22 protein-coding genes and 1 tRNA gene are annotated in these 17,970 nt (G+C 72.4%); 13 read left to right on the forward strand and 10 right to left on the reverse strand.

Features of this window, described 5'->3' with window-relative positions; all coding sequences use genetic code 11:
* Window positions 1-12 precede the first annotated feature (12 nt).
* From ACWAUO_RS04925 to ACWAUO_RS04955, 7 genes are all read right to left on the reverse strand, one after another.
* A complete protein-coding gene (locus tag ACWAUO_RS04925) occupies window positions 13-1,542 on the reverse strand; it encodes an alpha/beta hydrolase (protein WP_460773568.1) in 1,530 nt (509 codons plus the stop codon).
* Window positions 1,539-1,859 carry a hypothetical protein gene (locus ACWAUO_RS04930; protein WP_460773570.1) on the reverse strand — a complete coding sequence of 107 codons (321 nt, stop codon included), beginning with the start codon at window positions 1,857-1,859 and terminating at the stop codon, window positions 1,539-1,541. The genes ACWAUO_RS04925 and ACWAUO_RS04930 overlap by 4 nt, the downstream gene beginning before the upstream one ends.
* Window positions 1,856-2,230 (reverse strand): hypothetical protein, encoded by a 375-nt coding sequence (locus ACWAUO_RS04935; RefSeq protein WP_460773573.1) that lies wholly within the window; start codon window positions 2,228-2,230, stop codon window positions 1,856-1,858. The genes ACWAUO_RS04930 and ACWAUO_RS04935 overlap by 4 nt, the downstream gene beginning before the upstream one ends.
* Window positions 2,227-2,661 (reverse strand): hypothetical protein, encoded by a 435-nt coding sequence (locus tag ACWAUO_RS04940; protein ID WP_460773576.1) that lies wholly within the window; start codon window positions 2,659-2,661, stop codon window positions 2,227-2,229. Before ACWAUO_RS04940 ends, ACWAUO_RS04935 begins: the two co-directional genes overlap by 4 nt.
* Entirely contained in the window at window positions 2,658-2,954 is a 297-nt protein-coding gene (locus tag ACWAUO_RS04945; RefSeq protein ID WP_460773579.1) for a WXG100 family type VII secretion target, read from the reverse strand. The genes ACWAUO_RS04940 and ACWAUO_RS04945 overlap by 4 nt, the downstream gene beginning before the upstream one ends.
* A 5-nt stretch (window positions 2,955-2,959) precedes the next feature.
* Complete coding sequence (locus tag ACWAUO_RS04950; protein WP_460773581.1) at window positions 2,960-3,358, reverse strand: YbaB/EbfC family nucleoid-associated protein; 399 nt, start codon at window positions 3,356-3,358, stop codon at window positions 2,960-2,962.
* Between the two features lie 103 nt (window positions 3,359-3,461).
* Complete coding sequence (locus ACWAUO_RS04955; RefSeq protein ID WP_460773583.1) at window positions 3,462-4,064, reverse strand: vitamin K epoxide reductase family protein; 603 nt, start codon at window positions 4,062-4,064, stop codon at window positions 3,462-3,464.
* A 401-nt stretch (window positions 4,065-4,465) separates the two neighbouring features.
* Here ACWAUO_RS04955 and ACWAUO_RS04960 point away from each other — a divergent pair, with 401 nt between their 5' ends.
* Window positions 4,466-6,829, forward strand: coding sequence for an Rne/Rng family ribonuclease (locus tag ACWAUO_RS04960; RefSeq protein ID WP_460774355.1), 2,364 nt, complete (start codon window positions 4,466-4,468; stop codon window positions 6,827-6,829).
* Between the two features lies 1 nt (window position 6,830).
* Here the strand turns inward: ACWAUO_RS04960 and ACWAUO_RS04965 are convergent, their stop codons facing one another.
* The gene (locus ACWAUO_RS04965; protein ID WP_460773584.1) at window positions 6,831-7,103 is read right to left on the reverse strand and encodes a DUF4031 domain-containing protein; all 273 of its coding nucleotides are present in this window, start codon (window positions 7,101-7,103) and stop codon (window positions 6,831-6,833) included.
* Between the two features lie 210 nt (window positions 7,104-7,313).
* Between ACWAUO_RS04965 and rplU the strand changes: the two genes are divergently transcribed.
* The 10 genes from rplU to ACWAUO_RS05015 all read left to right on the forward strand — a co-directional run bounded on the left by rplU (window position 7,314) and on the right by ACWAUO_RS05015 (window position 13,855).
* Window positions 7,314-7,622, forward strand: coding sequence for a 50S ribosomal protein L21 (gene rplU, locus ACWAUO_RS04970; RefSeq protein WP_460773586.1), 309 nt, complete (start codon window positions 7,314-7,316; stop codon window positions 7,620-7,622).
* A gap of 21 nt (window positions 7,623-7,643) precedes the next feature.
* Complete coding sequence (rpmA, locus tag ACWAUO_RS04975; protein ID WP_460773588.1) at window positions 7,644-7,904, forward strand: 50S ribosomal protein L27; 261 nt, start codon at window positions 7,644-7,646, stop codon at window positions 7,902-7,904.
* A gap of 80 nt (window positions 7,905-7,984) precedes the next feature.
* The gene (gene obgE / locus ACWAUO_RS04980; RefSeq protein WP_460773590.1) at window positions 7,985-9,472 is read left to right on the forward strand and encodes a GTPase ObgE; all 1,488 of its coding nucleotides are present in this window, start codon (window positions 7,985-7,987) and stop codon (window positions 9,470-9,472) included.
* Window positions 9,469-10,299, forward strand: a complete 831-nt coding sequence (gene proB / locus ACWAUO_RS04985; RefSeq protein ID WP_460773592.1) for a glutamate 5-kinase — start codon at window positions 9,469-9,471, stop codon at window positions 10,297-10,299. Before obgE ends, proB begins: the two co-directional genes overlap by 4 nt.
* A gap of 9 nt (window positions 10,300-10,308) precedes the next feature.
* Window positions 10,309-11,568: a glutamate-5-semialdehyde dehydrogenase gene (locus ACWAUO_RS04990; protein WP_460773594.1), complete on the forward strand. Its 1,260-nt coding sequence runs from the start codon at window positions 10,309-10,311 to the stop codon at window positions 11,566-11,568.
* A 43-nt stretch (window positions 11,569-11,611) separates the two neighbouring features.
* Complete coding sequence (locus tag ACWAUO_RS04995; RefSeq protein ID WP_460773596.1) at window positions 11,612-11,827, forward strand: hypothetical protein; 216 nt, start codon at window positions 11,612-11,614, stop codon at window positions 11,825-11,827.
* Between the two features lie 4 nt (window positions 11,828-11,831).
* Complete coding sequence (gene nadD / locus ACWAUO_RS05000) at window positions 11,832-12,428, forward strand: nicotinate-nucleotide adenylyltransferase (protein WP_460773598.1); 597 nt, start codon at window positions 11,832-11,834, stop codon at window positions 12,426-12,428.
* Entirely contained in the window at window positions 12,425-13,318 is an 894-nt protein-coding gene (locus tag ACWAUO_RS05005) for a hypothetical protein (protein ID WP_460773600.1), read from the forward strand. The genes nadD and ACWAUO_RS05005 overlap by 4 nt, the downstream gene beginning before the upstream one ends.
* Window positions 13,315-13,698 (forward strand): ribosome silencing factor, encoded by a 384-nt coding sequence (rsfS, locus tag ACWAUO_RS05010; RefSeq protein ID WP_460773602.1) that lies wholly within the window; start codon window positions 13,315-13,317, stop codon window positions 13,696-13,698. Before ACWAUO_RS05005 ends, rsfS begins: the two co-directional genes overlap by 4 nt.
* A gap of 84 nt (window positions 13,699-13,782) precedes the next feature.
* A tRNA-Ala gene (locus ACWAUO_RS05015) sits at window positions 13,783-13,855 on the forward strand.
* Window positions 13,856-14,035: 180 nt separating this feature from the next.
* Here the strand turns inward: ACWAUO_RS05015 and ACWAUO_RS05020 are convergent.
* A complete protein-coding gene (locus ACWAUO_RS05020) occupies window positions 14,036-15,406 on the reverse strand; it encodes a CoA transferase (protein WP_460773605.1) in 1,371 nt (456 codons plus the stop codon).
* On the reverse strand, window positions 15,403-16,875 hold the full coding sequence (locus ACWAUO_RS05025; RefSeq protein WP_460773606.1) for an alanine/glycine:cation symporter family protein: 1,473 nt from the start codon (window positions 16,873-16,875) through the stop codon (window positions 15,403-15,405). The genes ACWAUO_RS05020 and ACWAUO_RS05025 overlap by 4 nt, the downstream gene beginning before the upstream one ends.
* A gap of 113 nt (window positions 16,876-16,988) precedes the next feature.
* Between ACWAUO_RS05025 and ACWAUO_RS05030 the strand changes: the two genes are divergently transcribed.
* On the forward strand, window positions 16,989-17,465 hold the full coding sequence (locus tag ACWAUO_RS05030) for a winged helix-turn-helix transcriptional regulator (RefSeq protein ID WP_460773607.1): 477 nt from the start codon (window positions 16,989-16,991) through the stop codon (window positions 17,463-17,465).
* A 1-nt stretch (window position 17,466) separates the two neighbouring features.
* Window positions 17,467-17,964 carry a PaaI family thioesterase gene (locus ACWAUO_RS05035; RefSeq protein ID WP_460773609.1) on the forward strand — a complete coding sequence of 166 codons (498 nt, stop codon included), beginning with the start codon at window positions 17,467-17,469 and terminating at the stop codon, window positions 17,962-17,964.
* The last annotated feature ends 6 nt before the right edge of the window (window positions 17,965-17,970 follow it).

The following is a 17,970-nucleotide window of genomic DNA, read 5'->3' on the forward strand; positions in this document are numbered from 1 at the left end:
GAGCGGTGCGGGTCACCGCTCCGACGCGGCGAACATGCTGTGGTCGACGACCTGCCCGCCGAACAGCTCCGATGAGGGCGGCGGCCCGCCGTGGGTCGCCGCGTACTGCTCCTCCCACGTGCGCACCGACTCGGTGTAGAGCGAGTTGTCGTGCGCGGCGATCGGATCGTCCGCAGCCGGCAGCACCACCCGGTGCACGTTGGGCGGGGTCGAGCCGGTGACCTCCCCGTCCAGCATCGGGACCGGGTCGTTCGCGTGCTGGAACGCGTACACCGGGATGTCCCGCGGGATGTCGAACGAGTCGATGGGGGACCCGTTCGTGACGACTCCGACCGTGTTGTAGGGGAACGACCGATCGGCGGCGAGGTTCGCCGCCATGATCCCGCCCTGGCTGAAACCGGTCAGCACCACGTCCGCACCGCGCGGGATGCCCGCATCCGACATCGCCTCCAGCACGGCCCGCTCGTACACCGAGCGCAACGCCGGGTTGTCGAGCATGAGTGCGAGATTCGAGTCGCGGTCGTTCAGCGCTCCGGCGTCCGGGCCGAGCTGCCAGTCCTGCGTGGACGGGAGCGACACCACCCAGTGCTCCGTGCCGTCGGCGCCGACGACCCGTTTCACGTCGATGACGGTGGCGTCCGCACCGCCCATGCCGTCGGTGGTGCCGTTGACCGACACCAGGTCGCCGAGCGAGTCGAGCGAGGTGACCTCGTTCGCCTTGCGCCAGTGCTCGTACCGGTCCGCCGGGAGGGTGGTCGGGTCGAGCTCCTCGACGTCGGCGTCCTGCTGGAGGAAGTTCTCGACGGCGCCGCCGACGAGCAGGCCCAGCGCGGCACCGGGGACGCCGCCGGCGAGCGCGCCGATGAGGCCGCCGGCGATCGGGGCGAGCTGCGCGATGAGCTCCCGCAGACGCGCGAGCCCCTCCGCGACGATCGGCATGAGCCGGCGGATGAGGTCGGCGAGCGCCGAGATCGCCTCGATGAGGTCGTCGACCAGGCGCGCGGCCGAACGGACCGCATCGTAGGCGGCCGAGGCGAAGTCCTTCACCCGGTCGGCGACCGCGAACGGGTTCAGCGTGAACGAGAACATCTCGTCCGCGAGGCGCGAGAGCTGCACCAGGACGTCGCAGACGAAGCTGCGGGTCGCCTCGATGACCCGTGACGCGAGCCGCAGACCGGCCGCGGTGGCCCCGGTCCACTCCGCGGCGTCGCGGGCGATGTCCTCGAGGTCCTCGTAGCGTTCGCGGAGCGCGCGGACGGTGCGGCCGTCGAGCGCTGCGAGCGCGGCGCGTCCCGTCGCGAGGTCCGGTCCGAGCCGCGTGAGCGACGCGGACGTGTCCTCCCACGACGCGGCGAAGCCCGCCACGGTCGCCGGATCGCCCAAGAGGTCGTCGAAGAGATCGCGTAGCGGCTGGACGTACCGCAGGACGAGCCCCGCGATCCCCGGGATGTCGGCGCACGCGTCCGAGCCGGGACCTGCCGCGGGGAGCCCCGCCGCCCACGCGCCGCCGCGGATCTCGGCGCTGATCGCCCCCGCGCTCACCGCCCGTCCTCCGTGAACGCCGAGACGGCCTCGGCCTCGAGGGCTTCGAAGGCCTTCGCCGCGGCGTCGGTCGCCTCGCCGACGCGCTCGGCGAGGGTGTGCGCGGACTCCAGCAGCTCGCGGGACCGATCCGCGAGCGCAGAGACGGCGGGTGCGAGCAGGCCGCCGCAGAGGACGCCGAACGCGTCGGCGGGGATCGAGGTGCGGGTGCTCGACGCGGCCGAGCGCAGGGTGGACGCCGCATCCCGCAGCGTCGTCACCTGCCGGGCCAGCACGGCGCCGTCGAGTTCGATCCGCTGGTTCGAGACGTCGGTCATGTCGCCTCCTCTTCCGCGAGACGCCTCGCGTCGGCCATGGTCAGTGCGGTGAAGGCCGCCCGGATCGGCCGGACGCCGAGTTCGCGCAGCAGCGGCGCGAGGTCGATGCTGCGGTCGTCCGGCCCGCGGGCCTCGAGGTCGAGATAGGCGGCCGGCGTCGACGCGGTGCGCACGATCGTGCCGATCGCACGACGCAACTCGGCTGCGCCCCACGCGCTCCGCTCGAGCCGCAGCGAGACCAGCAGGTGCGTGTTCAGCCCGCTCCGCGTCGTCGTGGCCAGCGCGTCGACCACACCGATGCCCGCGGCCCGGAGCGCGGTCGGGATCTCCCGTGCCTGGGGTGTGCCGGCATCGGTGGCCGGACGGATCATCGGTCGTGCTCCTTCGCGATCGCGACGGCCTCGTCGAGGTCGATGTGCAGCCTCGTCTCGCCCCACGGCTCCGCGCCGAGCTCCTCGAGCTGCGGCGCGATGTCGATCTCCTCCCGCTCGAAGGACGGCGACAGGAGGAGGTACCGGACGCGCACGGTGTTGTGCTGCGTGATGAGTGTGACGAACTCGGCGACCTCTTCGGTCGTCAGCTCCGGGTGGTCGAACTCGGCGATGACCCAGACGTGGTCGGTGAGACCGTCGACGCCCTTGTCCGCCGACGCCTTGACGATCCCGAGGTCGGACTCGAGCAGCGCCGCCGGGATCCGCTCCTCGAACGAGTCGTCGGCGAACGGGCTCTCCGAGCATCCGGTCGCGGTGACGAGCCCGGCGACGACCGCGACGACGGCGAGGGTGCGCCGCATCCGGGTCATGCCTGTCCTCCCAGCGCGCGGGCGGACTCCAGATCGAGCCGCGCGTACGACTCGGCGAGCTTCGTGAGCGCGGTGCTGATGGTCCGCACGATCTCGGTGCGCTGCACCATGTCGTCCTGGAACGCGACATGCGCGAGCGTGAAGGCGTCCTCGGCGTCGCCCGTCCACTGCGTGCGCAGCACGCGGGCGGCGTTCTCCAGCTCCGCCAGGTGCTCGTCGATCGCCTCGGACGCGGCCGTGATGGCGTCGGCTGCGGCGGTCAGTCGCGCGGGGTTCACCTCGAGGTGGTCCATCGCGATCACCCGAGCCCGGTCGCGGGCCGGCGCCGCGACGCGAGCTCAGCCCGCACCCCCTGCACCAGGGGTGAGTCCTCGCCGAGCGTCTCGCCCATCCGCGCGAGCGCCGCGTCGGCCGCGGCCTGTTGTGCGCGTCGGATCGTCTCGGTGAGCAGCCGCCCGAGCGACGCCGCATCCAGGTCGTACGCGCCCTCGGCGACCTCGATCCGCTCGATCCCGCCGTCGGCCGCCGCGGTGACGCTCACCTCCCCGCGCGGCGAGCGGGCCGTCGTCGTGAGTGCGCGCACGTCCTCCGCGAGTCGTTCCGCATCCGCCGCCGCCGCCCGCGCGCGTTCGGTCTGCGCGAGCACCCGCGCGCGTGCCGCCTCCAGCGACGCCAGCGCTTCGCCGTCCCAGGTCATCCGTCCGCCCCCCTCCGTGTGTGCTGCACACGGTAGCGACGGTGCCGGACCGGTCGTTGCGAGGTTGTGGAGAACCGCGCGCGTCGCTCCCGGGGCGACGCGGTCAGAAGAGCGAGCCGAGGACGTCCAGACGCAGCTGGGCGATGACCGCGATCACGACGTATGCGCCGAACGTCATGAGCGGCACCCACGCCATGAGCGCGTCGGCGACCTCCCGGCCGCGGGCGGGGACCGGGATCGCACCGATGCGCAGCACGTGCAGCGTCACCGCGATGAACGACGGGATGGTGACGGCCCAGGTGACCAGGCACCAGGGGCAGAGCGTGCCGAGGGCGAACACGCTCTGCGAGATGAGCCAGCACACGAACGAGATCGCGCACACGAACCCGGCCCAGAACAGCAGCCAGAACCAGTGGGCGAAGCGGGCGCCGGCGAGCATGGCGACGCCCACGACGATCGGGGCGACCCAGGCGGCGAGACCCAGGAGCGGGTTGGGGAACCCGAAGACGCTGCCCTGCCACGACTCGAGGTTCGCCGAGCACTGCACGAGCACGCTGAAGTCGCAGGATGCCGCCGCATCGGGGTCGATGAGCTTCTCGAACTTCTCGATCGTGAGGGAGAACGCCGCCCACCAACCGATGGCGCCGGCGATCACCAGCCAGACGGCGAGCACGGGGGAGCGGCGGTCGGTCAGCGCGTCGGGCATGGTCCGGATTATCGCACCACGGCCTGTGGTGGAGGACGCCGTCCGCCGTGAGAAACGCCCGTCCGCGCACGTGAGCGCGCGGAAACGCCCGCGGGATGCGATAATGGTCGTCGATGTGTACCGCGGCCGCGCCGCGAGCCCATCGACGCAGACTTTTCGGGCGATGAACGCCCAACCGCAGCTCGAGCGCCACGCCGACTGCAGACCGAGTGAGTTCGCGGCACCGCCAGGTGCGGCGCCGCACGAGATTTCGCCGGGCGACGCGCGGTGTCGCCCCGGCCGGGAGTACGCCGGTGACCACCGATGACGCAAATCCTTCTGACAACCTCTCCGACACGGCAGCCGAGCTGACCGGACCCGCCGACGCGGCGGCCGAGCAGCCGCAGGCGACCGACGAGACGGTGACCGACCGGGCCGCGGACGACCAGCCCGCACCGGCTCCGACGGTGGAATCCGCCGACGCGGCGCAGCCGGCCGAGGCGTCGCCCGCCGAGGACGCGCCGGTCGCGACCGCCGCCGAGGAGCCTGAGCGGGTCGCCGAGGACGCCACCGCGGCTGAGACTCCTGCACCGGAGGAGCCCGCGGCCGAGAGCGCGCCGGAGGAGCCCACGGCCGAGACCGCCTCGGCGGTCGACACGCCCGCAGCCGAGGCCGCGACGGCGGCCGAGCCGGAGGAGCCCGAGACCCCCGCCGGTCCGCCGACGGCCGTGTCGCTGGGGCTGCTGCCCGAGACCTTCGTGTCCGCGGTCAGCACCGAACTGCACTTCTACGCCCCCGAGGTCATCGCGCTGCCGGCGCTCCCCGACGAGCGCGACGACACCGACGACCAGCCCTCGGGCGGGTCCCGCCGCCGCAACCGCCGTCGCGGCGGGTCCGACCGGGGCGACGCCCCCGCCGAGCAGCCCGAGGGCGGCCGGGGCCGCCAGCGCACGGTCGAGCTCATCACCGAGCCGCAGCGCATCAAGGGCTCCACGCGCCTCGAGGCCAAGAAGCAGCGACGCCGTGACGGCCGCGATGCCGGTCGCCGCCGCCCCGTCGTCACCGAGGCCGAATTCCTCGCCCGCCGCGAGGCCGTCGACCGGGTGATGGTCGTGCGCTCGAAGAACGGGCGCGTGCAGATCGCCGTGCTCGAGGACAACGTCCTCGTCGAGCACTACGTCGCCCGCAACCAGGACGCATCCCTCATCGGCAACGTCTACCTCGGGCGGGTGCAGAACGTGCTCCCGAGCATGGAGGCGGCCTTCGTCGACATCGGCCGCGGCCGCAACGCCGTGCTGTACTCCGGCGAGGTCGACTGGGACGGCGTCGAGACCGGCAACCAGCCCCGCCGCATCGAGCTGGCGCTCAAGAGCGGCGACAAGGTGCTCGTGCAGGTCACGAAGGACCCGGTCGGGCACAAGGGCGCCCGCCTCACCAGTCAGATCTCGCTCCCCGGCCGCTACCTCGTGTACGTGCCCGGCGGCTCGATGAACGGCATCTCCCGCAAGCTCCCCGACACCGAGCGGGCGCGCCTCAAGCGCATCCTCAAGGAGGTGCTGCCCGAGTCGTCCGGCGTCATCGTCCGTACCGCCGCCGAGGGCGCCACCGAGGAGCAGCTCACCCACGACGTGCAGCGCCTCACCGCGCAGTGGGACCGCATCAAGCAGCAGGTCGAGACGATCTCCGCCCCCGCGCTCCTGCACTCCGAGCCCGACCTCCTCGTCAAGATCGTCCGCGACGTGTTCAACGAGGACTTCTCCCGGATGCTGATCCAGGGCGAGGACGCGCAGCAGACGATCGAGTCGTACCTCGCCGGCGTCGCGCCGGACCTCCTCGAGCGCGTCGAGCGCTACGAGGGCGAGCAGGACCCGTTCGACGCGTTCCGCATCACCGAGCAGATCGAGAAGGCGCTCGACCGGAAGGTCTGGCTGCCCTCCGGCGGCTCGCTCGTGATCGACCGCACCGAGGCGATGACGGTCGTCGACGTGAACACCGGCAAGTTCGTCGGGTCCGGCGGCAACCTCGAGGAGACCGTCACCAAGAACAACCTCGAAGCGGCCGAGGAGATCGTCCGTCAGCTGCGCCTGCGCGACATCGGCGGCATCATCGTCGTCGACTTCATCGACATGGTGCTCGAGTCGAACCGCGACCTCGTGCTGCGCCGCCTCATCGAATGCCTCAGCCGCGACCGCACCAAGCACCAGGTCGCCGAGGTCACCTCGCTCGGCCTCGTGCAGATGACGCGCAAGAAGCTCGGCCTCGGGCTCCTGGAGACCTTCAGCGAGGCCTGTGAGGTGTGCGCCGGCCGCGGCGTGATCGTGCACCACGACCCGGTCGTGCGTCATCGCGGCGGCGGGTCGTCCGGCGGTGGCGGCAACGGCGGTGGCAACCGCCGCGGCAACCGCGCTCCGCAGCAGCAGCAGGCCCCGGCGGCCCCCGCCGCGCCGGCACCTGCCGCGCACGTGCTCACCGAGGGCGTGAAGTCGGCGCTCGCGCAGATCGCCGCGTCCACGATCCACCACGAGGACGAGGCGCCCTCGATCCCGGCCGTGTCCGCCGCCGTCGCCGCGGCCGCGGAGGAGCCCGCGGAGGAGCGGCCCCGCAAGCGGAAGAAGCGCGGCGAGGCCAAGGAGTCCAAGCCGAAGTCCGAGAAGGAGCTGCTGCTCGACTCGGTCCTCAGCGCGCTCCCCGAGCCGAAGGCACCCGGTCAGGGCCGGTCCCGCCGTCGGGTGACCACGGCCGCGCTGAGCGGCACCCCGGTCGTGCACGCGCCGGAGGAGGGCTGACTCAGCCCTCCCGGCGCTGCCGGGCGGTCACGCGCAGTCCGGAGGCGATGAGCCGGCGGACGAGCGTGTGCCCGTCCACGTGGACCGCGCCCGCGGCCACCAGCCGGGCGTGCGCCTCCTCGGGCACGTCGTAGTGGTCGCGGTCGAATCCGCGGCGCGGGATGCCGTTCGCCTCGGCGAACGCGTGCAGCTCGGCGAGATCGCTGTCGCTGACGAGATGCGCCCACAGGCGGCCGTGTGCCGGCCACCGCGGATCGTCGATGAGCACGGCCATACCGGCATCCTAGGTTCGGGACGCGACACGGCCGGTCGTGCTTTTGCCGATGTGCGTTCCATCCGGTAAAGTTTCCCTTTGGTGCGTAGCTCTTGCAGGGCCCGCGGTCGTCTCGCACGAGGTCCGCTGCCGCACCAGGACTTCTCCGCTCGGCGGAGACCCTCCAGACAACATGGAGCCCGTGCGCTCCCCAGACGAAACAGGTGTGAAGTGGTTTACGCAGTTGTGCGCGCCGGCGGCCGGCAGGAGAAGGTCGAGGTCGGCACGATCGTCGTCCTCGATCGTCAGCAGGCTGAGATCGGTGACACCATCGAGCTGCCCGCCGTCCTCCACGTCGACGGCGACGCCGTGACGACCGACGCGGACAAGCTCGCGAAGGTCACCGTCACCGCCGAGGTGCTCGGTGAGGAGCGCGGTCCCAAGATCGTGATCCAGAAGTTCAAGAACAAGACCGGCTACAAGAAGCGCCAGGGCCACCGTCAGGACCTGACCCGCGTCAAGATCACCGGCATCAAGTAAGGCCAGAGGGGACGCTGAGAGATGGCACACAAAAAGGGCGCAAGCTCCACCCGCAACGGTCGTGACTCGAACGCGCAGCGCCTCGGCGTGAAGCGCTTCGGCGGCCAGGTCGTCAACGCCGGCGAGATCATCGTCCGCCAGCGTGGCACCCACTTCCACCCCGGCGCCAACGTCGGTCGTGGCGGCGACGACACGCTGTTCGCGCTGTCGGCCGGTGCGGTGGAGTTCGGCACGAAGGGCGGCCGCAAGGTCGTCAACATCGTCGCCGCCGCCGCGGAGTGACCCGCGTTCGCGCGTAGACGTCGGCGAGGGGCGGGCTTCGGCTCGCCCCTCGCTTCATTTTCAAGAGAAAGCAGGCTGACATGGTCACCTTCGTCGATCGAGTGACCCTGCACCTGCGCGCAGGGAACGGCGGGAACGGCTGCGTGTCGGTGCGCCGCGAGAAGTTCAAGCCGCTCGCCGGCCCTGACGGCGGCAACGGCGGCAACGGCGGCGACGTCGTGCTGGTCGCCGACCCGCAGACCACGACCCTCCTGTCGTACCACCACGGGCCCCACCGCCGCGCGGGCAACGGCGGCTTCGGCATGGGCGACAACCGTTCCGGCGCGCTGGGGGAGACCCTCGAGCTGCCCGTGCCGGTCGGCACCGTCGTGAAGGACCCCGACGGCACGACCCTCGCCGATCTCGTCGAGCCCGGCATGCGTTTCGTCGCCGCCCCCGGCGGGCGCGGCGGCCTCGGCAACGCCGCGCTGGCCTCGCCCAAGCGCAAGGCGCCCGGCTTCGCGCTGCTCGGCACCCCCGGCTGGGAGGGCGACGTCGTCCTCGAGCTGAAGACCGTCGCAGACGTCGCCCTCGTGGGCTACCCGTCCGCCGGCAAGTCCAGCCTCATCGCGGCGCTCTCCGCCGCACGGCCGAAGATCGCCGACTACCCGTTCACCACCCTCCACCCGAACCTCGGCGTCGTCGAGGCCGGCGACGTCCGCTTCACGATCGCCGACGTCCCGGGGCTCATCGAGGGGGCGAGCGAGGGCAAGGGCCTCGGCCTGGAGTTCCTCCGCCACGTCGAGCGCTGCACCGCGCTCGTGCACGTGCTCGACTGCGCGACGCTCGACTCCGGCCGCGACCCGATCTCCGACCTCGACGTCATCCTCGCGGAACTTGCCGCCTACCCGGTGCCGGAGGGCCAGGTGCCGCTGCTCGAACGCCCGCAGCTCATCGCGCTGAACAAGATCGATGTGCCGGATGCCGCCGAGCTCGCCGACTTCGTCCGGGGCGACCTCGAGGCGCGCGGCTACCGCGTGTTCGAGATCTCCACCGTGAGCCACGCAGGCCTGCGCGAGCTCAGCTTCGCGCTGGCCGGCATCATCGAGGAGCACCGCGCCGCACAGGCCGCCGCGCCCGCACCCGAACGCGTCATCATCCGCCCCAAGGGTTCCGAGCGCGAGTTCACGGTGCGCGTCGAGGGCGGCAGCTACGGCAACGTCTACCGGGTGCTGGGCGAGAAGCCGGTGCGCTGGGTGCAGCAGACCGACTTCCAGAACGAGGAGGCGGTGGGCTTCCTCGCCGACCGGCTCAACCGGCTGGGCGTCGAGGACGAGCTGTTCCGCGCCGGCGCGGTCGCGGGAGCGACCGTGGTCATCGGCGAGGGCGACGGCATCGTCTTCGACTGGGAGCCGACGCTCTCCTCCGCCGCAGAACTCATCGCCGCCCCGCGCGGCACCGACCCGCGACTGGACCTGAACCCGCGCCGCACCACCTCGCAGCGCCGGGAGCAGTACCACGAGCGGATGGACGCCAAGGCGGCCGCGCGTGCGGAGCTGGAGGCCGAACGGAACGAGGAGTCCGAGTGACCGCACGCGAGCGCAGCGACCTGGCCACCGCCCGCCGGATCGTCGTCAAGGTCGGGTCGTCGTCCATCAGCGGCGAGAACGCGGGGAAGATCGAGCCGATCGTCGAGGCCCTCGCCGCCGCGCACGCCCGCGGCACCGAGGTCGTGCTCGTCTCCTCCGGTGCCATCGCGACCGGGATGCCGTTCCTCAACCTCGAGGCGCGCCCGACCGACCTCGCCACGCAGCAGGCGGCGGCCGCCGTCGGCCAGAACGTGCTCGTCTACCGCTACCAGCGCTCGCTCCGGCCGTTCGGCATCGTCGCGGGCCAGGTGCTCCTCACCGCCGGCGACTTCGAGGACCCCACGCACCGCTCGAACGCCGGCCGCGCCATGGAGCGGCTGCTCGGGCTGCGGATCCTGCCCATCGTCAACGAGAACGACACCGTCGCGACGCACGAGATCCGGTTCGGCGACAACGACCGCCTCGCCGCACTCGTGGCCCGGCTCATCGGGGCGGACGCGCTCGTCCTCCTCAGCGACATCGCCTCCCTGTACACGTGCCCGCCCGACGAGCCCGGTGCCGAGCCGATCGACCGGGTCCCGTTCGACGACGACCTGTCCCGGTACGAGTTCGGCTCGGTCGTCGTGAACAGCGTCGGCACCGGGGGAGCGGCGACGAAGGCCTCCGCCGCGCGGCTGGCCGCATCCGCCGGGGTCGGGGTGCTCGTCACGAGCGCCGACCTCATCGACCAGGCCCTCGGCGGCGCCGCGATCGGCACCTGGTTCGAGCCCGACCCGACGGTCGTGCCGCGCCCGGTGACGGAACCGGTGACACAGGTGCGTCGATAGACTGGGCGGATGACCCTGGTGACCACGACGGCCCGTGATCGCATGGCCGCGGCCAAGGCCGCGTCCCGTTCGGTGGGCCTGCTCTCCGACGCCCGGAAGGCGGAGGCGCTGCGCGCCATCGCCGACGCGGTGGAGGCCGCGACACCGCAGATCGTCGCCGCGAACGCGGAGGACCTCGCCCGCGGCCGTGAGCGCGGCCTCTCCGAGGCGCTGCAGGACCGGCTGCGGCTGGACGAGGCGCGCGTGGCGGCCCTCGCCGCCGCCGTCCGCGACGTCGCCGCGCTGCCGGACCCGGTCGGCCGGGTGCTCGAGGAGCGCACCCTCCCGAACGGGCTGCGCCTGACCAAGACCGCCGTCCCGTTCGGCGTCGTCGGCGCGATCTACGAGGCCCGCCCCAACGTGACGGTCGACATCGCCGCGCTCGCGCTGCGCTCGGGCAACGCCGTCGTGCTGCGCGGCGGCACCGCGGCCGAGCACAGCAACGCCGCGCTCGTCGACGCCATGCGCGGTGCGCTCGCCTCACTCGGCATCGACCCCGAGGCCATCCAGACCATCGACGCCTTCGGCCGCGACGGGGCTGCTGAGCTGATGCACGCGCGCGGGCTCGTGGACGTCCTCGTGCCGCGGGGAAGCGCTGCGCTCATCGAGCGGGTCGTGACCGAGTCGACCGTGCCCGTGATCGAGACCGGCGCCGGCGTCGTGCACGTGTACCTCGACGCGTCCGCGCCGCTCGAGCGCGCGCGAGAGATCGTCGTGAACGCGAAGACCCACCGGCCGAGCGTCTGCAACGCGGCCGAGACGGTGCTCGTGCATCGGGACGGCGCGGACCGCCTGGTCGGTCCCGTCGTCGCGGCGCTGCAGGATGCAGGGGTCACCGTCCACGGCGACGCCGAGGTCGCCGCGCGCGCCGACGGCGTGGTCCCGGCGACCGACGAGGACTGGGCGGCCGAATACCTGAGCCTCGACATCGCCATGCGCGTCGTCGACGACGTGGACGACGCGCTCGCGCACATCCGCACCTACTCCACCCAGCACACCGAGTCGATCGTGACCGACGACGAAGCGACCGCCGAGCGGTTCCTCGCCGAGGTGGACTCCGCCGTCGTCATGGCCAACGCCTCCACCCGGTTCACCGACGGCGGCGAGTTCGGCTTCGGCGCCGAGGTCGGCATCTCGACCCAGAAGCTGCACGCGCGCGGTCCGATGGGCCTGCCGGAGCTCACCAGCCACAAGTGGCTCGTGCGCGGCGACGGTCAGGTGCGGGCCTGAACCGATAGACTGACCCGACGTCCACCCCCTCGAAGGAGACCCGATGATTCTCGCCACGCTGCTGGCATCCGAGGAAGCCGAGCACGGCAACATCGCACTCGAGACGATCGGCTTCCCGATCGTCGCGGCGATCGTGTTCGTGTTCCTGGGCCTCGTCGCCCTCTCGTACCGCAACGTCGCGAACCGTCACGCGCACAAGGCGGAGGTCTACGCGCAGCGGCACGCCAAGGACCTGCAGCACAGCGGTCACGGTCACTGACGACGTGACGGCGCAGCGCGCCCCGCGCGTGGGGGTCATGGGTGGCACCTTCGACCCCATCCACCATGGACACCTGGTCGCGGCCAGTGAGGTCGCTGCGTCGTTCGATCTCGACGAGGTCGTCTTCGTGCCGACGGGTCAGCCGTGGCACAAGGAGACGGTGACCCCCGCCGAGCACCGATACCTGATGACGGTGATCGCCACCGCATCCAACCCCGACTTCAGCGTGAGCCGGGTCGACCTCGACCGTGACGGGACGACCTACACGATCGACACCCTGCGCGACCTGAAGGCGCAGCGACCGGATGCGGAGCTGTTCTTCATCACCGGGGCCGACGCCGTGGCGCAGATTCTCAGCTGGCGGGACCATGATGAGTTGTGGGACCTGGCCCACTTCGTCGCGGTCTCCCGCCCCGGGCACACCCTGTCCGCCGTCGGCGTCCCGGCCGACCGGGTCAGCCTGCTGGAGATCCCGGCCCTCGCGATCTCGTCCACGGACTGCCGCGAGCGCGTGAACGAGGGGAAGCCCGTGTGGTACCTCGTCCCGGACGGCGTCGTCCAGTACATTGCGAAGCATCACCTCTATCGGAGCAAGGCATGAGCACTCCTGACCAGCCGAGCACTCCGCCGCTGACGCGGCGTCAGCTGCGTGAACTGCGCAACACCGGATCCACGCCGATCGTGCCGCCGAAGGCGGAGGAGAAGCCGGAACCGACCCCGCTGCCCCGAGCCGCCGAGCCCGCGCCGATCCCGCCCGCGCCCCGCCCCGACGCCGCCGTGAACCTCGGTGTCGCCCCGCTCACCCGCCGGCAGGCGCGTGAGCAGGAGCGGATCCGCACCGCATCCGTCCCGGTGATCACCCCGGACGTCGCCCCCGCGCCCGACGCGTTCACCCCGCCGGCGCGTGAGGAGGACCCGCACCACGACGTGCCGGTCAGCACCGCCGAGGCGGCGCTCGAGGACCAGGCCGGCGTCGAGGAGGCCCCCGCCGCCACCGTGTCCGAGCACCTGGGCTCGCAGCTGCTGGAGGGCGAGGCCGCGGCCGTCACGCTGCCGCCGTCGTTCGACGAGCTCCTCGTGCGGGAGCACACGACCACGGGCGCGGTCTCCACGCCCAGTGCGCTCATCCTCTCCCAGACCCCGACCTCGCCCCTCGTGGGCCCGGTCACCGCGACCGGTGAGGTCATCGTCACCGGCACGTTCGACCTGCCCGAGGGACTCGGTTCCCGCGGGCACGCACCCGGGACGACCGACGGCCGCGAGGCCGACGCCGTCCTCATCGACGGCGAGCTGCCCCCCGCCTCGTCGCCGACCCCGATCGCGGCGAGTGCCGCGGTCAGCACCCTGAAGCCCGCGGACGAGATCATCCGTCCGCCGGCACCGGAGAAGGGCGGCCGTCTCATGCTCGCCCTAGCCATCACCGCCGGCGCGCTCGCGCTGGCCCTCATCGGCGTCCTCATCGTCGCCGTCTCGACAGGAGTCTTCTCGTGACCATCAACGACAACGTGCTGGAGGCGCTGCGGGTCGCCGCAGCGGCGGCGGATGCGAAGGGCGGCGAGGATCTCGTCGCCCTCGACGTGTCGGAGCCGCTTCCGCTCGTCGACATCTTCCTGCTGGTGACCGGCCGCAACGAGCGCAACGTCGCCGCCATCGCCGACGAGATCGAGGACCAGCTCCTGCAGATCGGCGTGAAGCGCATCCGCCGTGAGGGGCGCGCCGAGTCGCGCTGGGTGCTGATGGACTTCGGCGACCTCGTCGTGCACGTGTTCCACGAGGAGGAGCGCACCTACTACGGCCTGGAGCGGCTGTGGAAGGACTGCCCGGTCGTCCCGATCGAGCTGCCCGAGCACGCACCCTCGTCCAGCGAATGACGGCACGCCCGGGCGCACCGGCCGATTCGATCCGCCGCCCGGGATGTTGTAGTCTTTAATGGTTGCCCCGGACGGGGCGGCTGAGGGCCTGTGGCGCAGCTGGTAGCGCACCTGCATGGCATGCAGGGGGTCAGGGGTTCGAGTCCCCTCAGGTCCACCGACACGAGAAGGCCCCGCTTCGGCGGGGCCTTCTCCGTTCCCGCTCCGCGCCGGTCGGCCCGCCGCTGCCTTGGCCGCGGCCCGGACCGCGAGACTGCATCTGCGCGCCGAGACAGCGGGGTAACCCCGCAGTCTCGGCGACACGATGCAGTCTCGGCGTCCGCGGAGGGGTCGCGGCTCAGGCGGACCAGGCCGGCGGGTCGGCGCCCCAGCGGCCGCCGACCGCGGTGTAGTCGGCCGGGGCGCCGGGGAACGCGAGCACGGGCGGGGCGGAGGTCACCGTCAGAGCTCCGACCCTGCGGTCGCGGGTGGGCAGCTCGACGTCGTCCGGCTCGGGTGCGGCATCGGTCGAGGCGAGGAGCGACGCCGCGGTGCGGGCGAGCGAGAGCCGCACGTCGAGCGAGCCGCCGGTGCGTCGCTGCTCGGCGAGCGCCAGCGCGATCCCGGCCGCGAGCAGATGCCCTGTCCCGTGGTCGAGCGCCTGCGCCGGGAGCGCGCCGGGCGTCGTCCCGTCGGCGGTCTCGGCCATCGCGATCCCGGACACCGCCTGCACGATGCTGTCGAACCCGCGGCGCTGCGCCCACGGGCCGCTCCACCCCCAGGCGGACACGGATGCGGTCACGAGCCCCGGATGCCGCTCCGCGAGCGCGCCGGGGGTCAGACCGAAGCGGTCGAGCGCCCCGGGCCGGTAGCCGGTGACCACCACGTCGGCCGCCGTGAGCAGGGTCTCGAACACCGCCCGGTCGGCCCGGTCCGCGAGATCGAGGAGGGCGGAGCGCTTGCCCTGCCCGGTGTCGAGGTGGATCCACCCGGTCTCCGGGAGTCGGGCGGTGTCCACCCGCAGCACCTCCGCGCCGGCGGACGCGAGGTCGCGGGTCGCGATGGGACCGGCGAGGACGCGGGTGAGATCGAGCACCCGCACCCCGCCGAGGGGTCCGTCGCCGTCCCGCCACGGCCGGGCGGGCGCGTCGCCGGTCCGCGTGCGGACCACGAGCGGCGCCGACGCCACCTGCGCCCCGTGCGGATGCCGCCGCCACGCGTCCGCGGTGCGGACGGCCCCGACGACGGCACCGAGCGCGTGCGCGGCGTCCTCCAGATCCGCGGCCGACCGGCCACGGGTCGCCGCCGCCATCGCCGCCGCATCCGCGTCGTCCGGGAGTCCGAGGAGCGTCCGCAGTGCGGCGGCATGGTGCGGATAGTTCGCGTGCGTGCGCACCCAGCCGTCGGCGGTCTCCCAGAAGCCGGAGAGCGGCGCCCACACGTCCGGCGCGCGCCCGTCGATGCGCAGGAGCCGTTCGCTGCCGAAGGATGCGGCGACCCGGGCGCGGTCGACTCGGACCGCTCCGAGGGCGCCGCCGCGACGCTCGGCGTCCACGCGTGCGATCGCGAGCGACGCGACGGTCACCGCGTCCACCGCGAGGGTCGCCACCGGCAGCCGGGCGCGCCACGGCATCCCGCCGACCGGGGCCTCGATCGCATCGAGCACGGCTGTCGGGAGCCCCAGCGCGGCGGCGGCCTCCCGGCCGACCGTGCCGAGCGGGGCGGTCACCGCCGTGCCCGCCGGTCCTTCACCGGCAGGTCGATCGGACCGGTCACGGTGAGCTCGTCCTCCCAGCACTCGATGCCGGTGACGTCGGGGAGGAGGTCGCGGGTGAAGACCGGGTCTCGGCCTTCGCGACGCTGGCGGGTGTAGTCCTTCAGCAGCCGGAACGCGATCCCCGACAGCAGCCCGATCGCGATGAGGTTCGTGAGCGCCATGAGGCCCATCACGCCGTCCGCGAGGTTCCACACGAGGTCGGCGCCGGCGACCGAGCCCGCGAGCACCGCGACCACCACGAGGGTGCGGTACCCCGCGAGCACGCCGCGGTTGGTGGTGATGAACTCGATGTTCGACTCGCCGTAGTAGTAGTTGCCGAGGATCGACGAGAACGCGAGCAGGAAGATGATGATGCTCAACGCGATGTTCGACCATTCGCCGAGCGTGCCCACGAGGGCGCCCTGGGTGAGATCGATGCCCTTCGCGGCGCCGGCGAGGTCGGGCACCGAGACGAGGATGATGAACGCCGTGATCGAGCAGACGAGGAACGTGTCGAAGTAGACGCCGAGGGTCTGCACGAGGCCCTGCTTGACCGGGTGGGTCACGGCGGCGCTCGCGCCGGCGTTCGGCGCCGAACCGAGGCCCGCCTCGTTCGAGAACATCCCGCGCTTCACCCCGGTGAGCACGATGTACCCGAAGGCGGCGCCCACGACCTCGTTGAACCCCCAGGCCGAGGTGAAGATCTCCACGAACACCGGGCCGATGCGGTCGACGTGGAGCGCGACCACGACGAGCCCGAGCAGCAGGTAGGCGAGCGCCATGATCGGCACCATGAACTGCGTCACCGAGGCGATGCGCCGGACGCCGCCGAAGACGACGAGCCCGGTGAGGACCGCGATCCCGACCCCGATGAGCCAGGGGAGCCACGGGAGGTCGCCGTCGATGCTCGAGGTGACCGTCGCAGCGATCGTGTTGGCCTGCAGCGAGCTGAACGCGAACGGGAAGCAGATGATGAGGATGACGGCGAACCACACGCCCAGCCACCGGGCCTTGAGACCGCGCTGCATGTAGTACGCCGGGCCACCGCGGAAGCTGTCGCGGTCTCGCACCTTGAACAGCTGCGCGAGCGAGGACTCGATGAAGCTCGACGCGCCGCCGACGAACGCCATGAGCCACATCCAGAACACCGCGCCGGGACCGCCGACCGCGATCGCGGTGCCGACGCCGGCGATGTTGCCGACGCCCACGCGCGACGCCGCCGAGATCGTGAACGCCTGGAACGCGGACACGGACTGCGGCTTGCCGTCCGCGGTCTGCGGCGTCTTGTTCCCGAGCGTGCGGAACATCTCCGGGATGAGGCGGAACTGCACGACGCCGGAGCGCACGGTGAAGTAGAGCCCGAGGAGCACGACCACGGGGAGCACGATCCAGGTCCAGAGGTTGTCACCCCAGGTCAGCAACCATTCGTTCACAGCGTCCATGCGGTCAGTATGGCGTGGCGCATCCGCCGTGGGCAGAGGCTTGCCGTGGCGCCTGCCGACCTGCGATGGACGGCTGACTAGCCATAATCGAAGTCAGGGGGTACGGTATCGGCATGCCCGTCGTCCTCGAAGGCCCCCTCGCCACGGCCGACCGTCCACCGCTCGGCGACGCCTGCCCGATCGAGCGCACGGCGCCGCTCCTCGCGCGCGCGTCCACGCTCGTCCTGCTCCGGGAGGCCGCGTACGGCACCGCGCGCTTCGACGACTTCGTGGCCCGGAGCGGGTTGTCCGAGTCCGTCGTCGCCGCGCAGCTGCGCCTCCTCGTCGCCGAAGGGCTGCTCGCGAAGCGTCCCTACCGCGAAGCCGGGCAGCGGGCGCGCGCCGAGTACGTGCTGACCGCGGCCGGCGACGACCTGGTGCCGATCCTGCTCGCCCTCGCGCAATGGGGTGACCGGCACCGACCGGAACGACACCGGCTGCAGGTCGTGCACACCGGATGCGGGGCGCCGGTGGACACGACGGTCCACTGCGGCGCCGGCCATGCACTGACCACGGAGGAGCTCACGGTCTCCGTGAGGGAAGGGGAATGAGATGACCACGACCACCGGCGTCCGCGAGCGGACCTACGCCTGGAACGACCCCGCCGAGCTCGCCGCCGCGGCGGCGCGCACCGACGGACTCGACCTGCTGAACCGCATCGGCGCCGGGGAACTCCCGATCCCGCCGGCCGCGGCGACGACCGGCATCCGTCCGGTGGAGGTCGGCGACGGCTTCGCCGTGTTCGACCTCGACCCGGCCGAGTGGCAGTACAACCCGATGGGGACCGTGCACGGCGGGATCCTCAGCACCCTCGCCGACACCGCGCTCGGCTGCGCCGTGCACACGACGCTGAGCGCCGGCACCGGTTACACGACCCTCGACCTGACGATGAAGTTCACGCGTGCCGTCACCGTCGACAGCGGCACCGTCCGCTGCGAGGCGCACGTCGTCTCGCGCGGGCGCCGCACCGCGACCGCCGAGGCTCGGGTCACCGACGCCGCCGGGCGCGTGGTGGCGCACGGGGTCACCACCTGCATCCTGCTGGCCTGAGCGGCC

Source organism: Microbacterium sp. GXF7504 (assembly GCF_054798235.1).

Coding starts and splice junctions, on each gene's coding strand:
- ACWAUO_RS04940 (WP_460773576.1), bottom strand. CDS start 2,661: ATGACCCGGATGCGGCGCACCCTCGCCGTCGTCGCGGTCGTCGCCGGG.
- ACWAUO_RS04935 (WP_460773573.1), bottom strand. CDS start 2,230: ATGATCCGTCCGGCCACCGATGCCGGCACACCCCAGGCACGGGAGATC.
- ACWAUO_RS04955 (WP_460773583.1), bottom strand. CDS start 4,064: ATGCCCGACGCGCTGACCGACCGCCGCTCCCCCGTGCTCGCCGTCTGG.
- ACWAUO_RS04945 (WP_460773579.1), bottom strand. CDS start 2,954: ATGGACCACCTCGAGGTGAACCCCGCGCGACTGACCGCCGCAGCCGAC.
- ACWAUO_RS05030 (WP_460773607.1), top strand. CDS start 16,989: ATGCCCGTCGTCCTCGAAGGCCCCCTCGCCACGGCCGACCGTCCACCG.
- rpmA (WP_460773588.1), top strand. CDS start 7,644: ATGGCACACAAAAAGGGCGCAAGCTCCACCCGCAACGGTCGTGACTCG.
- ACWAUO_RS04995 (WP_460773596.1), top strand. CDS start 11,612: ATGATTCTCGCCACGCTGCTGGCATCCGAGGAAGCCGAGCACGGCAAC.
- ACWAUO_RS04990 (WP_460773594.1), top strand. CDS start 10,309: ATGACCCTGGTGACCACGACGGCCCGTGATCGCATGGCCGCGGCCAAG.
- ACWAUO_RS04950 (WP_460773581.1), bottom strand. CDS start 3,358: ATGACCTGGGACGGCGAAGCGCTGGCGTCGCTGGAGGCGGCACGCGCG.
- ACWAUO_RS04930 (WP_460773570.1), bottom strand. CDS start 1,859: ATGACCGACGTCTCGAACCAGCGGATCGAACTCGACGGCGCCGTGCTG.
- ACWAUO_RS05035 (WP_460773609.1), top strand. CDS start 17,467: ATGACCACGACCACCGGCGTCCGCGAGCGGACCTACGCCTGGAACGAC.
- obgE (WP_460773590.1), top strand. CDS start 7,985: ATGGTCACCTTCGTCGATCGAGTGACCCTGCACCTGCGCGCAGGGAAC.
- ACWAUO_RS05025 (WP_460773606.1), bottom strand. CDS start 16,875: ATGGACGCTGTGAACGAATGGTTGCTGACCTGGGGTGACAACCTCTGG.
- ACWAUO_RS04965 (WP_460773584.1), bottom strand. CDS start 7,103: ATGGCCGTGCTCATCGACGATCCGCGGTGGCCGGCACACGGCCGCCTG.
- ACWAUO_RS05005 (WP_460773600.1), top strand. CDS start 12,425: ATGAGCACTCCTGACCAGCCGAGCACTCCGCCGCTGACGCGGCGTCAG.